The organism is Pradoshia sp. (assembly GCF_051873915.1).
Lineage (GTDB): Bacteria > Bacillota > Bacilli > Bacillales > Pradoshiaceae > Pradoshia.
This window is the reverse complement of record NZ_JBJEFJ010000197.1, coordinates 40,397-57,937: the sequence shown is the minus strand read 5'-3', so window position 1 is coordinate 57,937 and position 17,541 is coordinate 40,397. Positions and strand designations below refer to the sequence as shown.

Genomic DNA, 17,541 nt, shown 5'->3' with positions numbered 1-17,541 from the left:
GCGATATATAGTAATAAATGTTAGGAGGGCTACCTCTGAAAGCTCTTTTTAGAATATTGATTAGCTTGATTTTCATTTTGGCCGGAACCCTGTATTTCTCCATCCAGAAGGAGGAACCGGATGATCAGGCATTAATCGAGGATAATTCCGTTAACCAAGAGGACCAACAAGAAAAAAAGAAAGAATCGATAGAAAGTTTTACTGATGAAGATACCAATCCAAAGCAAGGACTTTCAACGTGGATAGGGAGGACGGGGGAAGATTTGATTGAGGATATAGGAGAGCCGGATCGTGTCGATTTATCTGCCTATGGGTATGAATGGTGGGTTTATAATGAATCACTCAGCAGCTATGTGCAATTCGGGGTAGATGAAGATAATAAGATTGTCACGCTTTTCAGTTCAGCAGAAGAAGTGAATCTCTACCCGTTTTATATAGGTCAGGAAGTGGATAGCCTTTATAAGAAGCTGAATATGAGCAGCTTTGTGGAGGTTGAATACAGCGGCACAACCTATCGCTTTGAATTATCTGAAGAAGACCTGCATTATCGTCCTCTTGTGAAATTAGGGGATATTTATGCACAGGTGTATTTGGATAAATTCTTGGGGGAAATATCCGGCGTTAGATATTTGGATAAAGAAACGCTCGTTCTTCACCGTCCATATGAATTGACCTATCGGGGCAAGCTGCACGAGGCACCTGAACCGAGTGAGAATGAGTGGAGGCAGATTGAGTCTGGCAGTGAAGCCCAAGTGCTGGATTTGACTAATATTATTCGTGTACGTGCGGGTCTGTCACCTTTAGATTCGGATAAAGGGGCCGCTGAAGTAGCCTATTTGCATAGTGAGGATATGATGGAAAATGATTATTTCTCTCATGAATCCTTAGATGGAAGTACATTAGCCGACCGGCTGAAGGATGGTGATGTCTCCTACACGACAGCTGGCGAAAATATAGCAGCCAACTATTCGGATGCTGTTGCTGCCGTTGAGGGATGGCTTAACAGCAAGGGGCATCGTGAAAATATCCTGAATAAGGATTATACGCAACTAGGCGTGGGTGTCTATCATAAATATTATACACAGAATTTTATCGGCATTCGTTGATGAATGAATAGAGCTTATAAGGGATTTCCTTGTAAGCTCTATTTTTAGTTATCGAGCAGGAACGAGCAGGGGAGATACACACATTGGCACATCACAACATATACTGTGGCATAGGCGAATGTCTTGTGATGAGGTGAGGGAAATGGATGACTCTAAGCTGCATCCTTCCGTGAGGGAATTCAAACAATTTTTAAAGGATAACCCCAAAATAGTCAAAGATGTGAGGCTTGGCAAAAAGACATGGCAGGATCTTTATGAGGACTGGTCCTTGCTTGGGGAAAAGGATGAGCGATGGACAGAATATATGGATGATGATGTCAAAGCGCCAAAAGCTGTTGAGGAGAGCCCGCCAAAAGGAGAGAAGGTTGAATTGATATCGCAGCTGTTTAGCCAGTTGAAGAATATGGACCCTGATCAAATACAAAAGCAAATATCGAATATCAGCCAAGCGCTAGGGGCCATTCAAGGTGTTATTTCCCAGTTTCAATCCTCTCCAGGGAAGAATGAGCAGCCTTCATCCGCACCGGTAAGCAAGAATCCATTCAGTTTTCGTCAAGACTAAAAGAAGGGGTGAGTACCTCTGAGGCAGGATGTGTATGAACAGATTCAAGGAAACGAGGATTTGCAGAATTTTTTGAGACAGCAGCCGATGTGGTATAAACGATTGTCCAGGAATCCTCAGGATTTAGCCGTCTTTGAAACGGAGGCAAAATATTTTTTTAAGAAATCTATCCCAGACCGAGTCTTGCAGCTGTCGAACAGCGTTCAAATGGCCTCCATGATGGTTTCAATGTTCCAGTCCATGTCTATGAACAGCGGTTCTTGAACCGCCTATCTCAGCAGTTGAAGGGAGGACATCCCTCGCTGCTTTTTTTTATTTGCCCGCTAATCTTTCTGCAAGTGGGACAGAGGCTGGAACGATATGTCAGGAAGATTCGCATCTGTCATAAATACATGTTAAAATAAGGCGGGAGGTGAGTATTTTATGCTTGCAACTATTGAAACCGTAGAAATAATGGATCATGCGGAAAGACTAGCACAGGAAATTATCCAGTCAGAGGTTGGACTTCATTACTTAGACAGCCTCAAGAAGATGAGACTGGATCAGGCTGCACAAGAAAAAATACGAACCTTCAATTCCATGAAGGATTCCTATGAAGAGGTTCAGCGTTTTGGAAGATATCATCCGGATTACAGAACGGTGACGAAGGCCATTCGCGAGGCAAAAAGAGAAATGGATTTACATCCATCCATTATAGAATATAAACAAGCTGAGAATCATTTGCAGCAATTGCTTGATGAGGTTAGTGTGCTGATCGGGCATTCTGTATCTCCGCATATTAAGGTGCCGACGGGCAATCCTTTCTTCGAGTCTTCCTGTGGAGGAGGCTGCGGAAGCGGCGGCAGCTGCGGCTGCTCATAACGTCTATCTTACGGCGGAAAAAGGCAATCCTGATTTTAGACAGGATTGCCTTTTTCTATGATGGGGGGAGAAGGCGGATGCAATCGATGCATCCATTTCCGCAGCAAAACATTTTCCGCTGCGGGACAAGAAATCGATGCTTGAAGACATAGAGGGATGCTTCATTGCGAACGAACTGGGTTTTAGAATGAAGCTGTTTCCCCTTCATGACCCTTCCTGCGCAAAGAGAGATTGTTCTTTCAAGCTCACTTCTGGATACTTGATCGTTCTTGGTGGTAATATATAGAAATGGAATGCCTGCGTAGGTCATTCGCTTTGCTTCTAAGATGGAAGCAGATTGTTCGAGACTGGTGAGAAAGCTGAGCCAAATGACGTCAAGGTCCATGATTGTCATCCTTTCCCCTAAACAATTTGTAAGTATTGATACCCATTTTAAACTTGTGGTACACTTAACATAAATGGCAGCTTAAAGGGGAATGAATATGTTTGTAGAAAGACAAAGCCTGGTAGTATGGCTGCATAGTTTAAAACAGGTGAAAACGCTGCGTAAAATTGGGAACCTCCATTATGTTTCGCGCAAATTAAAATATGCTGTATTATATGTAAATATGGACGATATTGAGGCAGTCTCGCAGAAATTATCCTCTTATTCGTTTGTCAAACGGGTGGATCTTTCGCAGAAGCCGTTCATTAAGACTGAGTTTGAAAGCAAGAAGCATGAAAAAGAGAAAGATGAATATAAGATAGGCATATAAAGAAACCGGACAAGTCTTGTCCGGTTCTTTTGTTATTGCAATGGCGGCAGGTAGCGGTTCATTCTTAAAATACCGATTAAGTATTGATAATAAAGCTCCCGGTCGGCAAATGTATCGGAATGGCGTACCTCCATATGTATAACGGTCTTGCTTTGCTCTTTGGCGGCCTGCTCAAATAACTCATATCGCTTGGTGAGTTTCCCTTCAAGCACGGGAATGCCTTCCCGGCAAATATATAAAGGAATGAAATCGCCAAAAGAGGATTTCTTCAGAATAAGCACAAAGGACATGCTTTTTTTGCCTGTAGAAGATACGGCCTCTAAGCATAAGAAGTAATTAGTCCTGTATGCATTTGACTTGGCGAGCTCGAGCAGCTCATACAGGTCTGAAAAGCCTTGTCCCAGCTCAATAAAACGTTGATTCATTATTAAACCTCCTCCTCGGATTCCTACACCAACAGTGTACCATAAAAAAAGCCCTGCGAATCGGAATTCGCAGGGTCCTTCTATATTCCTCCAAGCGTTGGAGGGCAGAAGGCAAAGGGAGAGGAGAAACCGGAGGAAGAACTTATGGGGAAACGTAAGTCTTCTCCGCGGTTGGCAACAACATCAGTTAGAGATGCTGTTACTAACAGTATGACCATAAAAATCAGGGCTATTCATGGATAGCGTAAATTTCCCCATCTGAATTGTGAAAGCGGGAAATTTTGTGGTAGGATATTTGAGAAGTTGAATATTGAAGAAATTTGGTGACAAAATCATGAGAGTCATTTCAGGTGTATGCAAAGGAAGGCCGTTAAAGGCTGTCCCAGGCATGACAACGAGACCTACGACAGATAAAGTGAAGGAATCATTATTTAATATTATAGGCCCTTACTTTGAAGGCGGAGAAGTGCTGGATTTATTCTCAGGCAGCGGTTCACTAGGCCTGGAAGCTTTGAGCAGAGGGATGGAGAAAGGGATCTTTGTAGAGAAAGACCCGAAAGCCCTGCAGGTAATCAAAGCCAATATCCAAGCCTGCCGAATGGAAGAGGAATCAGAGGTGCTTAGAAGCGATGCGCTCCGTTCTGTAAAGACGCTTGGTGCGAGGGGGATTCAATTCAGTTTGATTTTAATGGACCCTCCATACAAAGTGGCTAATACGATTCCGGCCATCCTGAACGAAATTGAGGAAAATCATCTATTAACGAAGGATGGATTGATTATATGTGAGCATGGTGAGGAGCTGGACCTGCCTGAGGAGGTCGGTGTTTTCGTTAAATACCGCCAAGAGAGGTACGGAATTACGGCTATTTCATTTTATCGACATCAGGATGAAGCATAGAAGAGAGAATGTTGCGGGGAGGGAAATAGGTTGAAAAAAATTGCGATATGTCCGGGGAGCTTTGATCCGATTACATACGGTCATTTGGATATCATTCAGCGAGGCGCAAAGATCTTTGATGAAGTCTATGTAGGAGTACTGCATAATTCGGCTAAAAAGTCGCTGTTTACTTTAGAAGAGAGAGTAAGGTTGATTGAAGAGGCGGCGGCACATATCCCCAATGTGAAAGTGGAAAGTTTTCAGGGATTGACGGTTGATTATGCTAAGAGCAAAAATGCATGTGCGATGATAAGGGGACTGAGGGCTGTAACGGATTTCGAATATGAAATGCAAATTACCTCCATGAATCGTGTATTAAATGAGGATGTCGAGACGTTCTTCATCATGACCAATAATCAGTACTCCTTCCTAAGCTCTTCTATCGTTAAAGAAGTAGCGAAATACGGCGGAGATATAACGGAGCTTGTGCCGGAGCCGGTTCAACTAGCGCTGTCCAGGAAAATGCAGGCTTGACTTAATTAATAAAAGAAGGATTCCATTTGTACGGAATCCTTCTTTTATTTGAGGTGAGCCTGCCTGTGGGCATGCAGCAATAATAGACAATAAGCCAGCAGGGTGAGCAGGGTTATTAAAGGACCACTTTGGGCAAGGAAGCTAAGAATCTCTTCGGCCTTTCCATGGGAGGCTGCAAAGGTCTCCTCAACGTTGGAATTTTGACTTCGGTTTCTAAGACCCACGTAGATGGGGTTAAATAACAGCCAGGTTATTAAGCCGGATAAAAGGGTATGAAGCAGCCTTGCCAGGAAGAAAGGCTTAAAGCGGATGTCTGTTTCAGCGAGGATACTGGCCACCTGTGCCTGGATACTGAAGCCGCCAAAGGCCAACAGGGCGCTTGTAATGACAGCCTGCTGCATAAGTGTGACATTTTCGACCTGACTGGTGAGCTGGCTGCCCAGGGTGATTTCAAAAAGACCTGAGACAAAGGGAATACTTAACGTTTGCGGCAAGTCCAAAAAGACAAAAATACTGGAAAATAGGCTGGCAGCAAAAGCAGTGATATGTAAATGGAATAAAACTTTATTAATGACAGAGAAAATAATGATAAATCCACCGATCATTAAGAGCGTCTGGACAGAGGAATTAACGGCTTCTCCAAGAATTTTCCCAAAAGGGCGCTTATCATCCAAACGCGTACGATGCATGATTTTGAAGGCCTCTAAAATAGAAAAAGGCTTTTTGCTCCCTTCTTCTTCAAGCTGTTTCTTTTCCTCATTGCGGCCATAGAACCGCATCATCAGTCCAACGCCAATATTGCTGGCATAATGAGAGATCGCAAGTAGAATGCCGAGCTCGGGATTAAGAAAAAAACCTACCGAAACAGCGCCAAAAATAAACAAGGGGTTAGAAGAGCTCGTGAAGGAAACTAAGCGTTCCGCTTCTACCCTTGTCAGCTGACCATCCTGTCTGAGGCGTGCAGTTAGCTTGGCGCCGGAGGGGTTGCCTGAGGCAAGGCCCATAGCCCAGACGAAACCGCCGGCACCTGGTACCTTGAATAAAGGACGCATGAAGGGCTCGAGAAAAACCCCGAGGAATTTGACCACGCCAAAGGCAATCAGCATTTCTGATATGATGAGAAATGGCAATAAGGAAGGAAAGACAATTTCAAGCCAAATATCAAGACCGCGCACGGAAGCTTCAAAGGATTCCTCGGGCATGATAATAAGAGCAGAGGCCATTAAGACAGCGGCACCTGCCAGGGTGATGGATTTAAAAACCGATTTATTCAACATAGATCCCTTCCCTTATCTGGTTTAACCTTACTGAATGAGGTGCTACAATAGATGATGAATATCCGTCTTTTATTGGCGGGAGTTTGTCCTCTATACTTGAAAATATGCTTATGCATCATGCTTTTAGAACTCAGGAAACTTACTTTAGGATGAAGGGAAGGCTGGAAATGAGAAATCCTAAAATCGGCCTTGCGCTCGGTTCTGGAGGAGCACGAGGATTTGCGCATATAGGCCTGCTCAAAGAGCTGGACAAAGAGGGTATTCAGGTTGATTATATTGCCGGGAGCAGTATGGGCGCGCTGATGGGCTGCTTCTATGCCAGCGGAAGTGATTTGGAATTATTAGAGAAGGTGTCCCTCCAATTCAAACGGAAATATTTCCTTGATTGGACGGTTCCAAAGATGGGATTCGTGGCGGGAAAGAAAATAGAAGAATACATAAGGCTGTTCACGAAGAATAAAAGGATTGAAGATCTCTCCATTCCACTTGCAGTTATTGCGACTGATATTGAAAAAGGAGAGAAGGTGGTGTTCAGAGAAGGACCTGTTTATGAAGCTGTCCGAGCGAGCATCGCGGTTCCTGGAATCTTTGTGCCAAAACGAATTGGCGGCAGATTACTCGTTGACGGCGGAGTGGTTGATAGGGTCCCTGTATCGGTTGCACAGGAAATGGGGGCTGATATCGTCATTGCTTGTGATGTATCAAGCTCCTATGAAGAAACAGAGATACAATCGATTTATGATGTTATTATGAAAAGCTTGGATATTCTGCAAATGGAAGTGGTGAAGGCAAGGGGAATCAAGGCAGATGTAACACTTGACCCAGCGGTTAAAATGTATAATTCTATGGCATTCACCAATATCTCAGAGATTATTGAAGCTGGTGAGGAAGAGGCGAGGAGAAGAATGCCTGAAATTAGAGATGTGATACAGCAATGGAAGGAGCAAAAATGATTGAATAAGAAACGTCGGTTATTTTCAGGAAAGATTTGGATTATCCTTTTGGCAATGATTGTGTTGGCAGCATTTTATAAACTGCCTTATTATGTATCGGCACCAGGCTCAGCTGAAGTGATCAGCGATTATGTAGAAGTTGAGGATGGAAACAATTCAGATGGGGAATTCATGTTTACGACCGTTCGGATGGGCCGGGCTAATATCTATTCCTATCTATGGGCGAAAGTGGCAGATTATCATAAAATCTATAGGCTTAATGAGGTGCGTTCTGAGGAAGAGACGGATGAGGAATATGCTGTACGGCAATTAAAGATGATGGATGAAAGCCAAATCACGGCTATCCTGAACGCTTATAAGAAAGCCGGTTATGAAGCGAAGGTCAGAACAAATGGTATTTACATATTGCATGTCGGAAAAGGGACTCCTGCTGAGGGGAGTCTAAAGGCAGGAGATCGAATTCTCGAGATAGACGGTAAAACGATTGCTTCACAGCAATTCTTTGTTGATTACGTATCAGGGAAAGAAGCCGGTGATGAAGTTAAGGTGAAGGTAGAGCGTGAGGATGAAACGATGGAGAAAACTCTTACTCTTGAGCGATTAAAGGAAACGGGCAAGATTGGAATGGGGATATCGCTCGTTGAGGATAGAAGTGTTGAAGCGGATCCAGAGGTGAAATTCAATACAGAAACAATTGGAGGTCCCTCTGCTGGTCTCATGTTCAGCCTTGAGATCTACAACCAATTAACGGATGAGGATTATACGGACGGTAAAAAAATCGCCGGTACAGGAACCATTTCGGAGGATGGGAAAGTAGGACCAATCGGAGGCATCGACCAGAAAATAGTTGCAGCAGATGAGGAGGGAGCAGAAATTTTCTTTGCGCCAAATGAAGAGGGGGCGGAGGATTCTGATTATCAAACAGCCCTTAAAACAGCCAAGGACATTGACTCAGATATGGTCATCGTTCCTGTTGATACATTTGATGATGCTATTACCTATCTTGAACAACTGAAATAAACAGAGGCAATGGGTGTGTAGTGCACCTCATTGCCTTTTTGTTTTCTTAAGACAGCATAACAGGCGGCTGATATTCCCTTTTTTGCACCTGCTGCCACAGCTGGGGAGGAAGAATGGAGGCATGAACATTAGCTGCACGCTGTTCAATAGCTAAGACAGGATCGTTGGAAGCAGCTGGGCGGGTGAGGAATAAATGCCCTTTCTCTTTCTTTAGTGACTGCATATATTCTCTGCCTTTTGGGGAAAAGCCGAGAACTCGGATGTAGCTTGGTTTAAGCTCCGTTGGCACTTCCTCCTTTATGAGATTCATGAGCAGGTAGGTGAGGAGGCGCTGCAGCCTTGTCCATGTATACCTTTTCGTCTTTATCTTATTCATAAATTCAAGGAAGGTTGTTGAAGTCTGGGCTGCACTCACCAATCGGTTTTCAAGCCCCTCCTTCATTTCGTATATTTCCTTGAGGGCAGAGGGCGGGGTTGTTAGGAGCTTCAGCTTTACGAATGGCCAATACTGATCCCATGTGTGCCATATTTTCATTTCTTGCTCATACTCGCAAAGAACTTTAAATGAAGAATCTGGCATGTACTGCGCCACATCCACTAATCTTCCGTTTGCGGTTAATTCTTTTCTTATGGCTGTCGCACTTGCAATGGCATCCTTCGGCAGCGAGGGGTCGTGATAACCGGCTCCTGTTCGTTGAATGGTCGTCGGCTTAATGGATAGATGATTCTTTAATACAGCTGATACGTAATGAAAGCCCAGGATATTATTTGGCTGGTCCAAGGTCAGCATATCGGGGTGACTTTTTTTTAGTTCTCCATATGAGAGGGCCATTGCTTTTGGGTAACTATATCCCTCAGCCATGAATCGTTTTGCATAATCATCAATAAAATGAGCATTTTTCTCTAATAATGTATATGTATTGATAAAAGGCTCAATCGTACCTTGTTCACTGCCGAAGCATACCCATTCGCATTGGAGCTCCTCGAGCAGAAGGACAGCTGCTTCAGAGAAATATTCTGCTTTTTGGACAGCGTGGACGAAAGGCAGCTCGACAATTAGGTCTACCCCCGCCAGCAAGGCCATTTTAGCTCTTGCCCATTTATTAACAATGGCGGGCTCGCCTCTTTGGAGGAAATTACCGCTCATGACACCTATCGCCAGGTCGGCTTTCGTATGTTTGAGGGATTGGGCAAGATGATAAAGATGCCCATTATGAAACGGATTGTATTCAACGACAAGTCCTGCTGCTTTCAAAATAATGTACCTCCTTACAAGTTCTTTGTGTCTTAATAGTATATGACGAGAAACACTGGTTGCAAACGGTCAGACTGATCGGGGAAAATCCCTTGTTTTCAAAACGCTCAGATTCGGGTAAAATAACAAGACAAGCGCTTAAAATATGGATAAGGGTATCACTTATGGCTGTAAAGAAAAAACATTGACAAATGAGTTTACCAAAGCTATAATTACCTTTGTTGCCTTAGAGGTGATAGGATTTGAAATGGACAATTCCACAACTGCAAAAATTCCGCGATAATGGATTTACAATTGATGAAACGGCTGATATGTCGGAGTTAATGAAAATTGACCCGCAAATACGCCGCATTTCACCAATACGAGTATTTGGCAAAGCTGATCTTGGCTCTAACCGAGTAACTTTTCATTTGAAAATATCAGGTACATTAACATTGCCTTGCTCAAGAACTTTGGTTGACGTTCCATTCCCAATCGATGTACAGACAACAGAAACATATTTGTATAACCGATTGGACGGCATGGAGGATGAAGACGGGGAGTTCCATTTAGCAGAAGGTGATGTAGTGGATTTGACGCCGGTCATTCAAGAGATTATCCTTACAGAGATTCCAATGCAGATTTTCTGTGATTCAGATAATCCTGTGAACGGAGCTCCGCAATCAGGTGATGATTGGGAAGTAATCTCTGAAGATCAGCAGGTCAAAAAGGTGGATCCAAGACTTGCAAAGCTAGCCCAGCTTTTTGACAACCATGATCATGACAAAGACAAATGAAAGACTACATACAGTCTTCCATAGAACCATCGTTTTTTAAGGAGGTGTAAAACATGGCTGTACCTTTTAGAAGAACTTCTAAAACTAGAAAGAGATTGCGTCGTACGCATTTCAAACTTCAAGTCCCTGGTATGGTTGAATGCCCAAACTGCGGTGAAATGAAATTGGCTCACCGTATCTGTAAAGCATGTGGAACATACAAAGGAAAAGAAGTTGTAAATAAATAATCAACTCAGGAAAACACAGGGAGACCTGTGTTTTTTTGTTGTTATGGATAGGGAAAGCATGGATTTGACAAAAGGGGGAGATTGTTCTGAGTGCAGTTGAAATTGAGCGTTTAGATGGATGTTTAGTGGCGGTTTTGAACAGGCCGGAGGTACGCAATGCCGTTAATTTCGAAATGATGGACCAACTGGCTGCTGCCATTCAGCTTGCTTCGGAGGATGAAGGAGTTAAAGCCTTTGTTTTAACCGGAGCGGGCGAGGATGCCTTTTGCTCGGGAGGAGACTTGCGTGAATTTCATCAGCTGCATACCTTCCAGGATGCCCATAGAATGCTCTTCAAGATGTCTAATGTGTTAAGGCAGCTGGCTTTCCTGCCGAAGCCATCCTTTTGTTTCGTGAATGGAGCAGCAGTCGGCGGAGGTCTGGAGCTAGCGACTGCATGTGATTTTCGATTTGTCAAAAAGGGGGCCCGACTTGGGTTTATTCAGGTTCGCCAGGCGATTACCACAGGCTGGGGAGGAGGGAGTCTGCTGCTTGAGAAGCTTGATTCCCAAAGAGCGCTTGATTGGCTCATGAGCGGCCGGATTATTTCGGTCGAGGAAGGGGTTGAATCTCGTTTTATCCTCTCCTCTATGGACACGATGGAAAAGGATGACATGATGAACAAGCTTGAGCCATATATGCAGCATGAAGGAACAGCCGTGATGGCATACAAAGAAATGCTTATCCGCAAATGGAGAGAAACCGGTCTTGCTGAGAGAATGGAGCAGGAGGTGGAGCGGTGTGCCCTTTTATGGGAAAAACCTGCCCACTTAGAGGCGGTCAATCGTTTTATATCCAAATAAGAAATCCTTATTTGGTAGAATCTTTCTTCATTCTATCTATCCTACCAACCGCATAAGCATGAATATATAACCATGCAAGGGATGGGAGGAGAATAGATGTCAGGGTCGAGGCAGGATGGCTGGACAGAAGATGAAGATGCCTATTTGGCAGAAGTGGTGCTAAGACATATCAAGGAAGGGAGCACGCAGCTTAAAGCATTCGAAGAAGTGGGCAAGGGAGTATCAAGAACCGCAGCTGCTTGCGGATTCAGATGGAATTCATTTGTCAGAAAGCAGTTCAAGAGTGAGATTGAAGAAGCTAAGAAAATTCGCAAGGGCATGAAGACGCCGGCTTCGGTGGATGACAGCGTTGGTGTTCCTTTGGCTATGCCAGAAGGGCGGACGGCAGAAGCTGAGGCGGCTGAAGAAAGAAGAGACCTAACGCTTCAGGAGGTTATTGCTTATTTAGCCGAGCTGGCAGGGATGCTGGAACAGTATTCGGTTGAATCCTATAAAGAGCTGCAAAAGGCCCATGAACTGCTGAAAAGGCATGCTGATGTATTAATGGAGGAAAAGAAAAGGCTTGAGGAGCGTTATGCGTTGATTGAATCAGAGTATTACGGACTATTGGAAGTGCTTGAGAAGGCTAGAAGATTCTCTGCGGGGAAATAGTAGAAAAAGAGCACATGCTGATGATGTGCTCTTTTTAGCGGTTTGTTCTTGATTTATCCGTTATTTTTATTTTTCAAGCAGATTGATTCCTTCTGGGCGCCAGATGAGTGGATTCTCTCCAAGGTCTCTCTCTACATCATATGAGACGGATTCAAACCCTTGCTTTTCCCAGAAGGTTCTTGAGTGAACCCTTGGATTTGTCTTGATTGGAAGACCGAAAGATTTGGCGAAATCAACAAGCAAGGTCCCGTACCCCTTGCCCTGGTAATCTGGCAGTACTTCGAGCTTCCAAATTTCATAGTAATCATGCGGGGGATTGAAATATTTATCAAAGCGTGATTCGATTTTGTAAAGGCTCATGCGTGCCACTAGTTTGTCTCCGTAATAGATGCCATAGAAAGGTGACTCACTGTCATCCTCGATAAGGTTTGCCTGCAAGTCTTCAAGCATGGATAATTCCTGCAGTCCGTATTCCTTGAATTTCTTGAATTCCTCTAATGTACGATAATTTACCAGTAATCTCTCAACATTTACACTCATCCCATGTCCTCCCCTTGTTTGTATCTCACCCTTATGCTTCCATTATATATAAAATGAAGGAAAATTCATATTGTTTAGTCAAGGGGGGCATTTCAGCTATGAACGTTGATTGGCTATCTTTCCATGATACAAAGGTTTTGTTACAATTATGACAAAAGGGCTGATGGAGGTATATATGAGGATCGGAATTATTGGCGGAGGTTCCATCGGCTTACTCTTGGCAGGGAGATTGGGCAGGGGACATAAGGTTACCGTGTTCACGCGTACGGAGAGTCAAGCTGATGCAATAAATTGTGCCGGAGGAATTAACATTAAAGGCATTCATCCAGTCTTCACTGAGTGCAAGGCAGAGACCCTTTCTCCATCGAGTACGGTTGGTGATCAAGAGCTTCTGATTGTTACAGTGAAGCAAGGAGCGATTGAGGCGGTTCTGCCTTCCATTCATCATCTGAAATCTCCGATTGTTTTCTTGCAAAATGGGATGAGCCATTTAAAGAAATTAGATAGCTTACATAGTGCCTCTGTCTATGTTGGGATTACGGAGCATGGGGCCCTCCGCAATCATGAGACAGAGACCATTCATACAGGCTTAGGTTCCGTACGAATAGGTTTATATAAAGGAGAAAGAAGGGATGATATCTTTGATGCCATTCATCATGAATTCCCTATCGAGATCGTCTCCGATATTTACCCGAGATTAATAGAAAAGCTTGTTGTTAATGCTTGCATTAATCCGTTGACAGCTGTCCTTGGTGTGAAGAATGGCGAATTAATCACTAATTCATATTTCCGGCGATTGCTGTGTGAGATATGCAAGGAGGTGTGCCGCGGTCTCGGTATTGAGGAAGGGGAGCATCGTGATTATCAGGAAAAGGTCCTCCTTATATGTGAGCGAACAGCTGACAATAAATCATCCATGCTTCGTGATATGGAGCTGCAAAGAAAAACAGAGATCGAGTCCATTCTTGGCTTTTGCCTGGAGGAAGCGGAAAAACGCAAGGAAAAGGTGGGTATGGTCTCTTCTTTATATATGATGGTAAAAGGACTGGAAGAAAGCGGGGGGAAGTGAATGGGAAACTTGGTTGCAGGTCTGATTGCTGTATGTGTGATTGTACCGGCATTCGTTTATATAATTGTATACACCATTGCGAAATCGGCATACGGAAATAACAGAAGAGCAGCAAAGCTTTCGGTTGATGTGACAACATTCTTTCTTATATTGGCCGTGCATTTTGCCGTACAGGCAATGCTTGGAGAATCGTATATTTGGCTGATATTCATAATTCTTGCCTTGACAGCATCCGTTGTCTTGATTGTGCAATACAAAAAGAAGGACGAGGTCGACCTCCCCCGGTTTGTGAAAGGATTTTGGAGGATGACGTTTTTGTTGTTTGCAGCAGCCTACTTCATCCTTTGTCTGGCTGGGATAGCCGGAAGAGTGATAAAAGCGTTTATATAAATTAATCAGCGAAAAATGATGGATGGATTCTTTCAATATGAGTCCATTCTTCTTTATTTTATGAAGCATGTGATTTCATGGTTTTATAGGTAAATGCTATACTGAATGATAATATGAAATTGTGTAAAAGGAGACAACCTTGATGGATTACATAAAAATGAATCTGCCGGCGTTAAATCGCTTTGCCACAGATTATATGAATGGCAAATTGAAGAAGGGAGACTTCTTTCAATACGATTGGCGGATGGAGAGTGACGTTGCCAAGCGAGCAGAATGGCTTGATTCAAAATCGTTTCCGCGCGAGGAAGCAGCCTCCTATATAGAATCGTATATGGAGAGATTTGGAATATCAGAACGTTCCAAGATGAATATTGATGCTTTGCGTAAAGATGCCCTGGTTGTCATTGGGGGGCAGCAGGCAGGTCTTTTGACTGGACCGCTCTATTCCATCCATAAGGTCATCTCAATTATTAAATTAGCGAAGGAGCAAAGCGCTAAATTAAAGAAAACGGTTATTCCTGTGTTCTGGATTGCTGGTGAAGACCATGATTACAACGAGGTCAATCATGTATACGTAGATACAGAAAGCACCATGCAGAAGCTGACATATCCAGGCCCGCCAACTGGGAAAAGGATGGTATCCGATATTAAGCTTGAAAAAGAAACAGCAATGGAGTGGGCAGAGGCTGTATTTGCTGAGCTTGGTGAAACAGACCGGACTTACATGCTATTGGATTGGGTGGAGGATGTCATCAGCCGCTCAGAAACCTTCACTGATTTCTTTGCCTTCTTAATCAATGATTTGTTTCATGATACGGGTCTTCTGTTGGTTGATTCCGGTGATCCAAGGTTTAGAAGGCTTGCGGCTCCTTATTACCATCAGATTGCCTTTGAAGGAAGCGGGATAAGCAGTGAAGTGCTCAAGCAGCAAGCAAGCCTTAGAGAGTCTGGCTATAAACCAATCATTGAGATTGATGATGCATGCTGCAACCTTTTCTATTATGAGCCGTCTACACAAAATCGAATCTTGCTGGAGAGAAAGCCTGGAACAGATGAGTTTGTCGGAAAAGGGGCCAATATTGCCTTTACGGAAGCGGAATTAGACCGCCTTCTCTCCAAAACGCCAGAGAACTTCAGTACAAATGTTGTGACAAGACCATTGCTGCAGGAGAAAATATTCCCTGTGTTAGGCTTTATCGGCGGTCCAGGTGAGATTGCCTACTGGAGTGAAATTATGCCGGTCTTTCAAATGCTCGGTGAACAGATGCCGCCGATCTGGCCTCGTTTATCCTTCACGCTCCTTGAAGGTGCGATTGATCGATTGCTGAAGGAATTGAACTTATCCCTAGAGAATGTGCTCGTCAATGGCTGTTCTGCAGAAAAGGAGGCGTATCTGGAGGAGCTTCGCAAAAATGTACCAAATACATATGCTGCGATAATAAAAACGTTGGAAAGTGATCATTTAAAATGGCAGGAGGAAACCGCTCCACTTGATGCCGGCTTAGAACCTCTATTCGAAAAAAACCGTCAGATTCTCGTGAACCAACTGCTGTTTATGCAGAAAAAGGTAGAAGAACATCTGGCTAGGAAGAATGCTGATACAATAGGTAAATATAACCGTGTCGAAAACAGCTTGCATCCACAAGGGGGCTTGCAGGAACGGATTTGGAATCCGTTTTATTTCCTTAACCATTACGGTTCTTCATGGATTGAGGCACTTCTTCAGGAAGATTTGGCCTTTGATGGTTCCCATTATGTCATTTATTTATAGATAGGACTTAGGACCTTCTTTTTCAAGAAGGTCTTTTTTTGTGGCTTCAATTGAAGTGGCAGAGAAAATGTGAACTCTAGGTTTACTTTGCACACTTAGATGGTAAATTGTGTGTGTATTAGCAATGAATAACTAGTTTAAATTGAATATTTAGATACTTTACCCGGATACCAAAGTTTTTTTGGTGAAATGGTGGTGAAAAGTGGGGGGATGTGGTACATTAAGGTGGAGAAGTGGGGTGAAGGACATGTTTTTGGGTGAATACCATCATTCTATTGATAATAAGGGACGCATCATTATCCCCTCTAAATTCCGTGAGACTTTAGGGGAGACGTTTGTGCTTACACGCGGCCTTGATCAATGTTTGTTCGGGTATCCCATGAATGAATGGTCCGAGCTTGAAGAGAAGCTGAAAGGTCTCCCGCTTACGAAGAAGGATGCGAGGGCATTCACCCGTTTCTTCTTTTCCGGTGCAACGGAATGTGAGCTTGATAAGCAAGGGCGAGTGAATATCCCAAGTTCGCTTTTAAACTATGGAAAATTGGAAAAAGAATGCGTTGTTTTAGGTGTATCAAACCGTATAGAAATTTGGAGCAAGTCCATTTGGGAAGAGTATTTCGCTGAGTCAGAGGATTCTTTCTCAGAGATTGCTGAAAACATGATTGGTTTTGATATTTAATGCGCATACTTCCTTTCAGGAAGGTGAAGAAAGAAATGTTTAATCATACTACTGTACTGTTACATGAAGCTGTCGATGGACTAAATATAAAGCCTGACGGAATCTATGTGGATTGCACGCTTGGCGGGGCAGGGCATAGTGAACTGATAGCGAAAGCTTTATCTGAAAAGGGCAGGTTAATTGCTTTTGATCAAGATATTACAGCACTCGAAAATGCCAAGCAGAAGCTTGGAGCCTATATGGATCGGGTTACCTTGGTGAACAGCAATTTTGTCCACTTCGATGAAAGACTGAAAGAGCTGGGCATTGAGAAGATTGATGGAATCCTCTATGACCTTGGTGTTTCATCTCCACAGTTTGATACGCCAGAAAGAGGATTTAGTTATAATTATGACGCTCCTCTTGATATGAGGATGGACCAATCAGCTCCGCTAAGTGCCTATCACGTTGTCAATGAGTGGTCTTATGAAGAATTAGTCAAGGTGTTCTTTAAATATGGAGAAGAGAAGTTCTCCAAGCAAATTGCGAGGAAGATTGAGCAGGCGAGAGAAAACAAGCCGATTGAAACAACATTTGAGCTAGTGGAGCTGATTAAAGAAGGAATTCCGGCTCCAGCCCGCCGAAAAGGCGGACATCCTGCCAAACGTATATTCCAGGCAATCCGCATAGCGGTCAATGATGAACTAAGAGTATTTGAGGTTTCTTTAGAAAAGGCCCTTCCTATGCTGAATAAAGGCGGAAGAATTTCTGTAATTACCTTCCATTCACTCGAAGACCGGATTTGTAAGAGCTTCTTTAAGGAAAAGTCTGAATTGCCGCCAATGCCGCACGGCTTGCCGGTTATCCCGAAAGAATTTGAGCCAGAGCTTAAATTAATTACGAGAAAGCCGATTATACCGAGTGAGGAAGAATTGGCCGTTAATAACCGTGCCAGGTCTGCCAAGCTCAGAGTAGCTGAAAAGATTAAATAG

General features: G+C 43.6%; 23 protein-coding genes. 18 read left to right on the top strand and 5 right to left on the bottom strand.

Annotated elements, in window-relative coordinates; all coding sequences use genetic code 11:
* Positions 1–65: 65 nt before the first annotated feature.
* The 4 genes from ACI35L_RS17185 to ACI35L_RS17170 all read left to right on the top strand — a co-directional run bounded on the left by ACI35L_RS17185 (position 66) and on the right by ACI35L_RS17170 (position 2,529).
* Positions 66–1,106: a CAP domain-containing protein gene (locus ACI35L_RS17185; protein WP_231589532.1), complete on the top strand. Its 1,041-nt coding sequence runs from the start codon at positions 66–68 to the stop codon at positions 1,104–1,106.
* Positions 1,107–1,248: 142 nt separating this feature from the next.
* Entirely contained in the window at positions 1,249–1,668 is a 420-nt protein-coding gene (locus ACI35L_RS17180; RefSeq protein WP_049671531.1) for a YlbD family protein, read from the top strand.
* Between the two features lie 60 nt (positions 1,669–1,728).
* Entirely contained in the window at positions 1,729–1,932 is a 204-nt protein-coding gene (locus ACI35L_RS17175; RefSeq protein WP_439803417.1) for a YlbE-like family protein, read from the top strand.
* A 159-nt stretch (positions 1,933–2,091) separates the two neighbouring features.
* Complete coding sequence (locus ACI35L_RS17170; protein WP_049671529.1) at positions 2,092–2,529, top strand: YlbF family regulator; 438 nt, start codon at positions 2,092–2,094, stop codon at positions 2,527–2,529.
* A gap of 55 nt (positions 2,530–2,584) precedes the next feature.
* Here ACI35L_RS17170 and ACI35L_RS17165 read toward each other — a convergent pair whose 3' ends face one another.
* Complete coding sequence (locus tag ACI35L_RS17165) at positions 2,585–2,923, bottom strand: hypothetical protein (RefSeq protein ID WP_231589531.1); 339 nt, start codon at positions 2,921–2,923, stop codon at positions 2,585–2,587.
* 88 nt (positions 2,924–3,011) lie between these two features.
* Between ACI35L_RS17165 and ACI35L_RS17160 the strand changes: the two genes are divergently transcribed.
* Positions 3,012–3,284 (top strand): YlbG family protein, encoded by a 273-nt coding sequence (locus tag ACI35L_RS17160; RefSeq protein ID WP_049671528.1) that lies wholly within the window; start codon positions 3,012–3,014, stop codon positions 3,282–3,284.
* A 32-nt stretch (positions 3,285–3,316) separates the two neighbouring features.
* Here the strand turns inward: ACI35L_RS17160 and ACI35L_RS17155 are convergent, their stop codons facing one another.
* Complete coding sequence (locus ACI35L_RS17155) at positions 3,317–3,709, bottom strand: DUF7147 family protein (RefSeq protein ID WP_049671527.1); 393 nt, start codon at positions 3,707–3,709, stop codon at positions 3,317–3,319.
* 334 nt (positions 3,710–4,043) lie between these two features.
* Here ACI35L_RS17155 and rsmD point away from each other — a divergent pair, with 334 nt between their 5' ends.
* Positions 4,044–4,607, top strand: a complete 564-nt coding sequence (rsmD, locus tag ACI35L_RS17150; RefSeq protein ID WP_049672966.1) for a 16S rRNA (guanine(966)-N(2))-methyltransferase RsmD — start codon at positions 4,044–4,046, stop codon at positions 4,605–4,607.
* Between the two features lie 30 nt (positions 4,608–4,637).
* The gene (gene coaD / locus ACI35L_RS17145; protein WP_049671526.1) at positions 4,638–5,120 is read left to right on the top strand and encodes a pantetheine-phosphate adenylyltransferase; all 483 of its coding nucleotides are present in this window, start codon (positions 4,638–4,640) and stop codon (positions 5,118–5,120) included.
* A gap of 44 nt (positions 5,121–5,164) precedes the next feature.
* Here the strand turns inward: coaD and ylbJ are convergent, their stop codons facing one another.
* Positions 5,165–6,394, bottom strand: a complete 1,230-nt coding sequence (ylbJ, locus tag ACI35L_RS17140; RefSeq protein WP_049672965.1) for a sporulation integral membrane protein YlbJ — start codon at positions 6,392–6,394, stop codon at positions 5,165–5,167.
* A gap of 170 nt (positions 6,395–6,564) precedes the next feature.
* On the opposite strand from ylbJ, the gene ACI35L_RS17135 reads away from it, so the two are divergent.
* Positions 6,565–7,350, top strand: a complete 786-nt coding sequence (locus tag ACI35L_RS17135; protein ID WP_049672964.1) for a patatin-like phospholipase family protein — start codon at positions 6,565–6,567, stop codon at positions 7,348–7,350.
* Positions 7,351–8,370: a SepM family pheromone-processing serine protease gene (locus ACI35L_RS17130; RefSeq protein WP_439803416.1), complete on the top strand. Its 1,020-nt coding sequence runs from the start codon at positions 7,351–7,353 to the stop codon at positions 8,368–8,370. It abuts the gene before it with no gap.
* Positions 8,371–8,416: 46 nt separating this feature from the next.
* Here ACI35L_RS17130 and ACI35L_RS17125 read toward each other — a convergent pair whose 3' ends face one another.
* Positions 8,417–9,625, bottom strand: a complete 1,209-nt coding sequence (locus ACI35L_RS17125; protein ID WP_439803415.1) for a nucleotidyltransferase — start codon at positions 9,623–9,625, stop codon at positions 8,417–8,419.
* Between the two features lie 242 nt (positions 9,626–9,867).
* Here ACI35L_RS17125 and ACI35L_RS17120 point away from each other — a divergent pair, with 242 nt between their 5' ends.
* From ACI35L_RS17120 to ACI35L_RS17105, 4 genes are all read left to right on the top strand, one after another.
* Positions 9,868–10,401: a YceD family protein gene (locus tag ACI35L_RS17120; RefSeq protein WP_049671524.1), complete on the top strand. Its 534-nt coding sequence runs from the start codon at positions 9,868–9,870 to the stop codon at positions 10,399–10,401.
* A gap of 53 nt (positions 10,402–10,454) precedes the next feature.
* Complete coding sequence (rpmF, locus tag ACI35L_RS17115; protein ID WP_049671523.1) at positions 10,455–10,628, top strand: 50S ribosomal protein L32; 174 nt, start codon at positions 10,455–10,457, stop codon at positions 10,626–10,628.
* 125 nt (positions 10,629–10,753) lie between these two features.
* Complete coding sequence (locus ACI35L_RS17110; RefSeq protein WP_231589530.1) at positions 10,754–11,470, top strand: enoyl-CoA hydratase/isomerase family protein; 717 nt, start codon at positions 10,754–10,756, stop codon at positions 11,468–11,470.
* A gap of 96 nt (positions 11,471–11,566) precedes the next feature.
* A complete protein-coding gene (locus ACI35L_RS17105; RefSeq protein ID WP_049672962.1) occupies positions 11,567–12,121 on the top strand; it encodes an RsfA family transcriptional regulator in 555 nt (184 codons plus the stop codon).
* Positions 12,122–12,187: 66 nt separating this feature from the next.
* On the opposite strand, the gene ACI35L_RS17100 is transcribed toward ACI35L_RS17105, so the two are convergent.
* Positions 12,188–12,661 carry an N-acetyltransferase gene (locus ACI35L_RS17100; protein ID WP_049671521.1) on the bottom strand — a complete coding sequence of 158 codons (474 nt, stop codon included), beginning with the start codon at positions 12,659–12,661 and terminating at the stop codon, positions 12,188–12,190.
* A gap of 175 nt (positions 12,662–12,836) precedes the next feature.
* On the opposite strand from ACI35L_RS17100, the gene ACI35L_RS17095 reads away from it, so the two are divergent.
* The 5 genes from ACI35L_RS17095 to rsmH all read left to right on the top strand — a co-directional run bounded on the left by ACI35L_RS17095 (position 12,837) and on the right by rsmH (position 17,541).
* A complete protein-coding gene (locus ACI35L_RS17095; RefSeq protein ID WP_049671520.1) occupies positions 12,837–13,730 on the top strand; it encodes a 2-dehydropantoate 2-reductase in 894 nt (297 codons plus the stop codon).
* Positions 13,731–14,120 (top strand): DUF3397 domain-containing protein, encoded by a 390-nt coding sequence (locus tag ACI35L_RS17090; RefSeq protein WP_049671519.1) that lies wholly within the window; start codon positions 13,731–13,733, stop codon positions 14,118–14,120.
* Positions 14,121–14,262: 142 nt separating this feature from the next.
* On the top strand, positions 14,263–15,891 hold the full coding sequence (gene bshC / locus ACI35L_RS17085) for a bacillithiol biosynthesis cysteine-adding enzyme BshC (RefSeq protein WP_439803414.1): 1,629 nt from the start codon (positions 14,263–14,265) through the stop codon (positions 15,889–15,891).
* 247 nt (positions 15,892–16,138) lie between these two features.
* The gene (gene mraZ, locus ACI35L_RS17080; RefSeq protein WP_049672961.1) at positions 16,139–16,570 is read left to right on the top strand and encodes a division/cell wall cluster transcriptional repressor MraZ; all 432 of its coding nucleotides are present in this window, start codon (positions 16,139–16,141) and stop codon (positions 16,568–16,570) included.
* 35 nt (positions 16,571–16,605) lie between these two features.
* Positions 16,606–17,541 carry a 16S rRNA (cytosine(1402)-N(4))-methyltransferase RsmH gene (gene rsmH, locus ACI35L_RS17075; RefSeq protein ID WP_049671517.1) on the top strand — a complete coding sequence of 312 codons (936 nt, stop codon included), beginning with the start codon at positions 16,606–16,608 and terminating at the stop codon, positions 17,539–17,541.

Coding starts and splice junctions, on each gene's coding strand:
- ACI35L_RS17095 (WP_049671520.1), top strand. CDS start 12,837: ATGAGGATCGGAATTATTGGCGGAGGTTCCATCGGCTTACTCTTGGCA.
- rsmH (WP_049671517.1), top strand. CDS start 16,606: ATGTTTAATCATACTACTGTACTGTTACATGAAGCTGTCGATGGACTA.
- ACI35L_RS17160 (WP_049671528.1), top strand. CDS start 3,012: ATGTTTGTAGAAAGACAAAGCCTGGTAGTATGGCTGCATAGTTTAAAA.
- ACI35L_RS17165 (WP_231589531.1), bottom strand. CDS start 2,923: ATGACAATCATGGACCTTGACGTCATTTGGCTCAGCTTTCTCACCAGT.
- ACI35L_RS17090 (WP_049671519.1), top strand. CDS start 13,731: ATGGGAAACTTGGTTGCAGGTCTGATTGCTGTATGTGTGATTGTACCG.
- rpmF (WP_049671523.1), top strand. CDS start 10,455: ATGGCTGTACCTTTTAGAAGAACTTCTAAAACTAGAAAGAGATTGCGT.
- bshC (WP_439803414.1), top strand. CDS start 14,263: ATGGATTACATAAAAATGAATCTGCCGGCGTTAAATCGCTTTGCCACA.
- ACI35L_RS17155 (WP_049671527.1), bottom strand. CDS start 3,709: ATGAATCAACGTTTTATTGAGCTGGGACAAGGCTTTTCAGACCTGTAT.
- rsmD (WP_049672966.1), top strand. CDS start 4,044: ATGAGAGTCATTTCAGGTGTATGCAAAGGAAGGCCGTTAAAGGCTGTC.
- ACI35L_RS17105 (WP_049672962.1), top strand. CDS start 11,567: ATGTCAGGGTCGAGGCAGGATGGCTGGACAGAAGATGAAGATGCCTAT.
- ACI35L_RS17170 (WP_049671529.1), top strand. CDS start 2,092: ATGCTTGCAACTATTGAAACCGTAGAAATAATGGATCATGCGGAAAGA.
- ACI35L_RS17180 (WP_049671531.1), top strand. CDS start 1,249: ATGGATGACTCTAAGCTGCATCCTTCCGTGAGGGAATTCAAACAATTT.
- mraZ (WP_049672961.1), top strand. CDS start 16,139: ATGTTTTTGGGTGAATACCATCATTCTATTGATAATAAGGGACGCATC.
- ACI35L_RS17100 (WP_049671521.1), bottom strand. CDS start 12,661: ATGAGTGTAAATGTTGAGAGATTACTGGTAAATTATCGTACATTAGAG.
- ACI35L_RS17135 (WP_049672964.1), top strand. CDS start 6,565: ATGAGAAATCCTAAAATCGGCCTTGCGCTCGGTTCTGGAGGAGCACGA.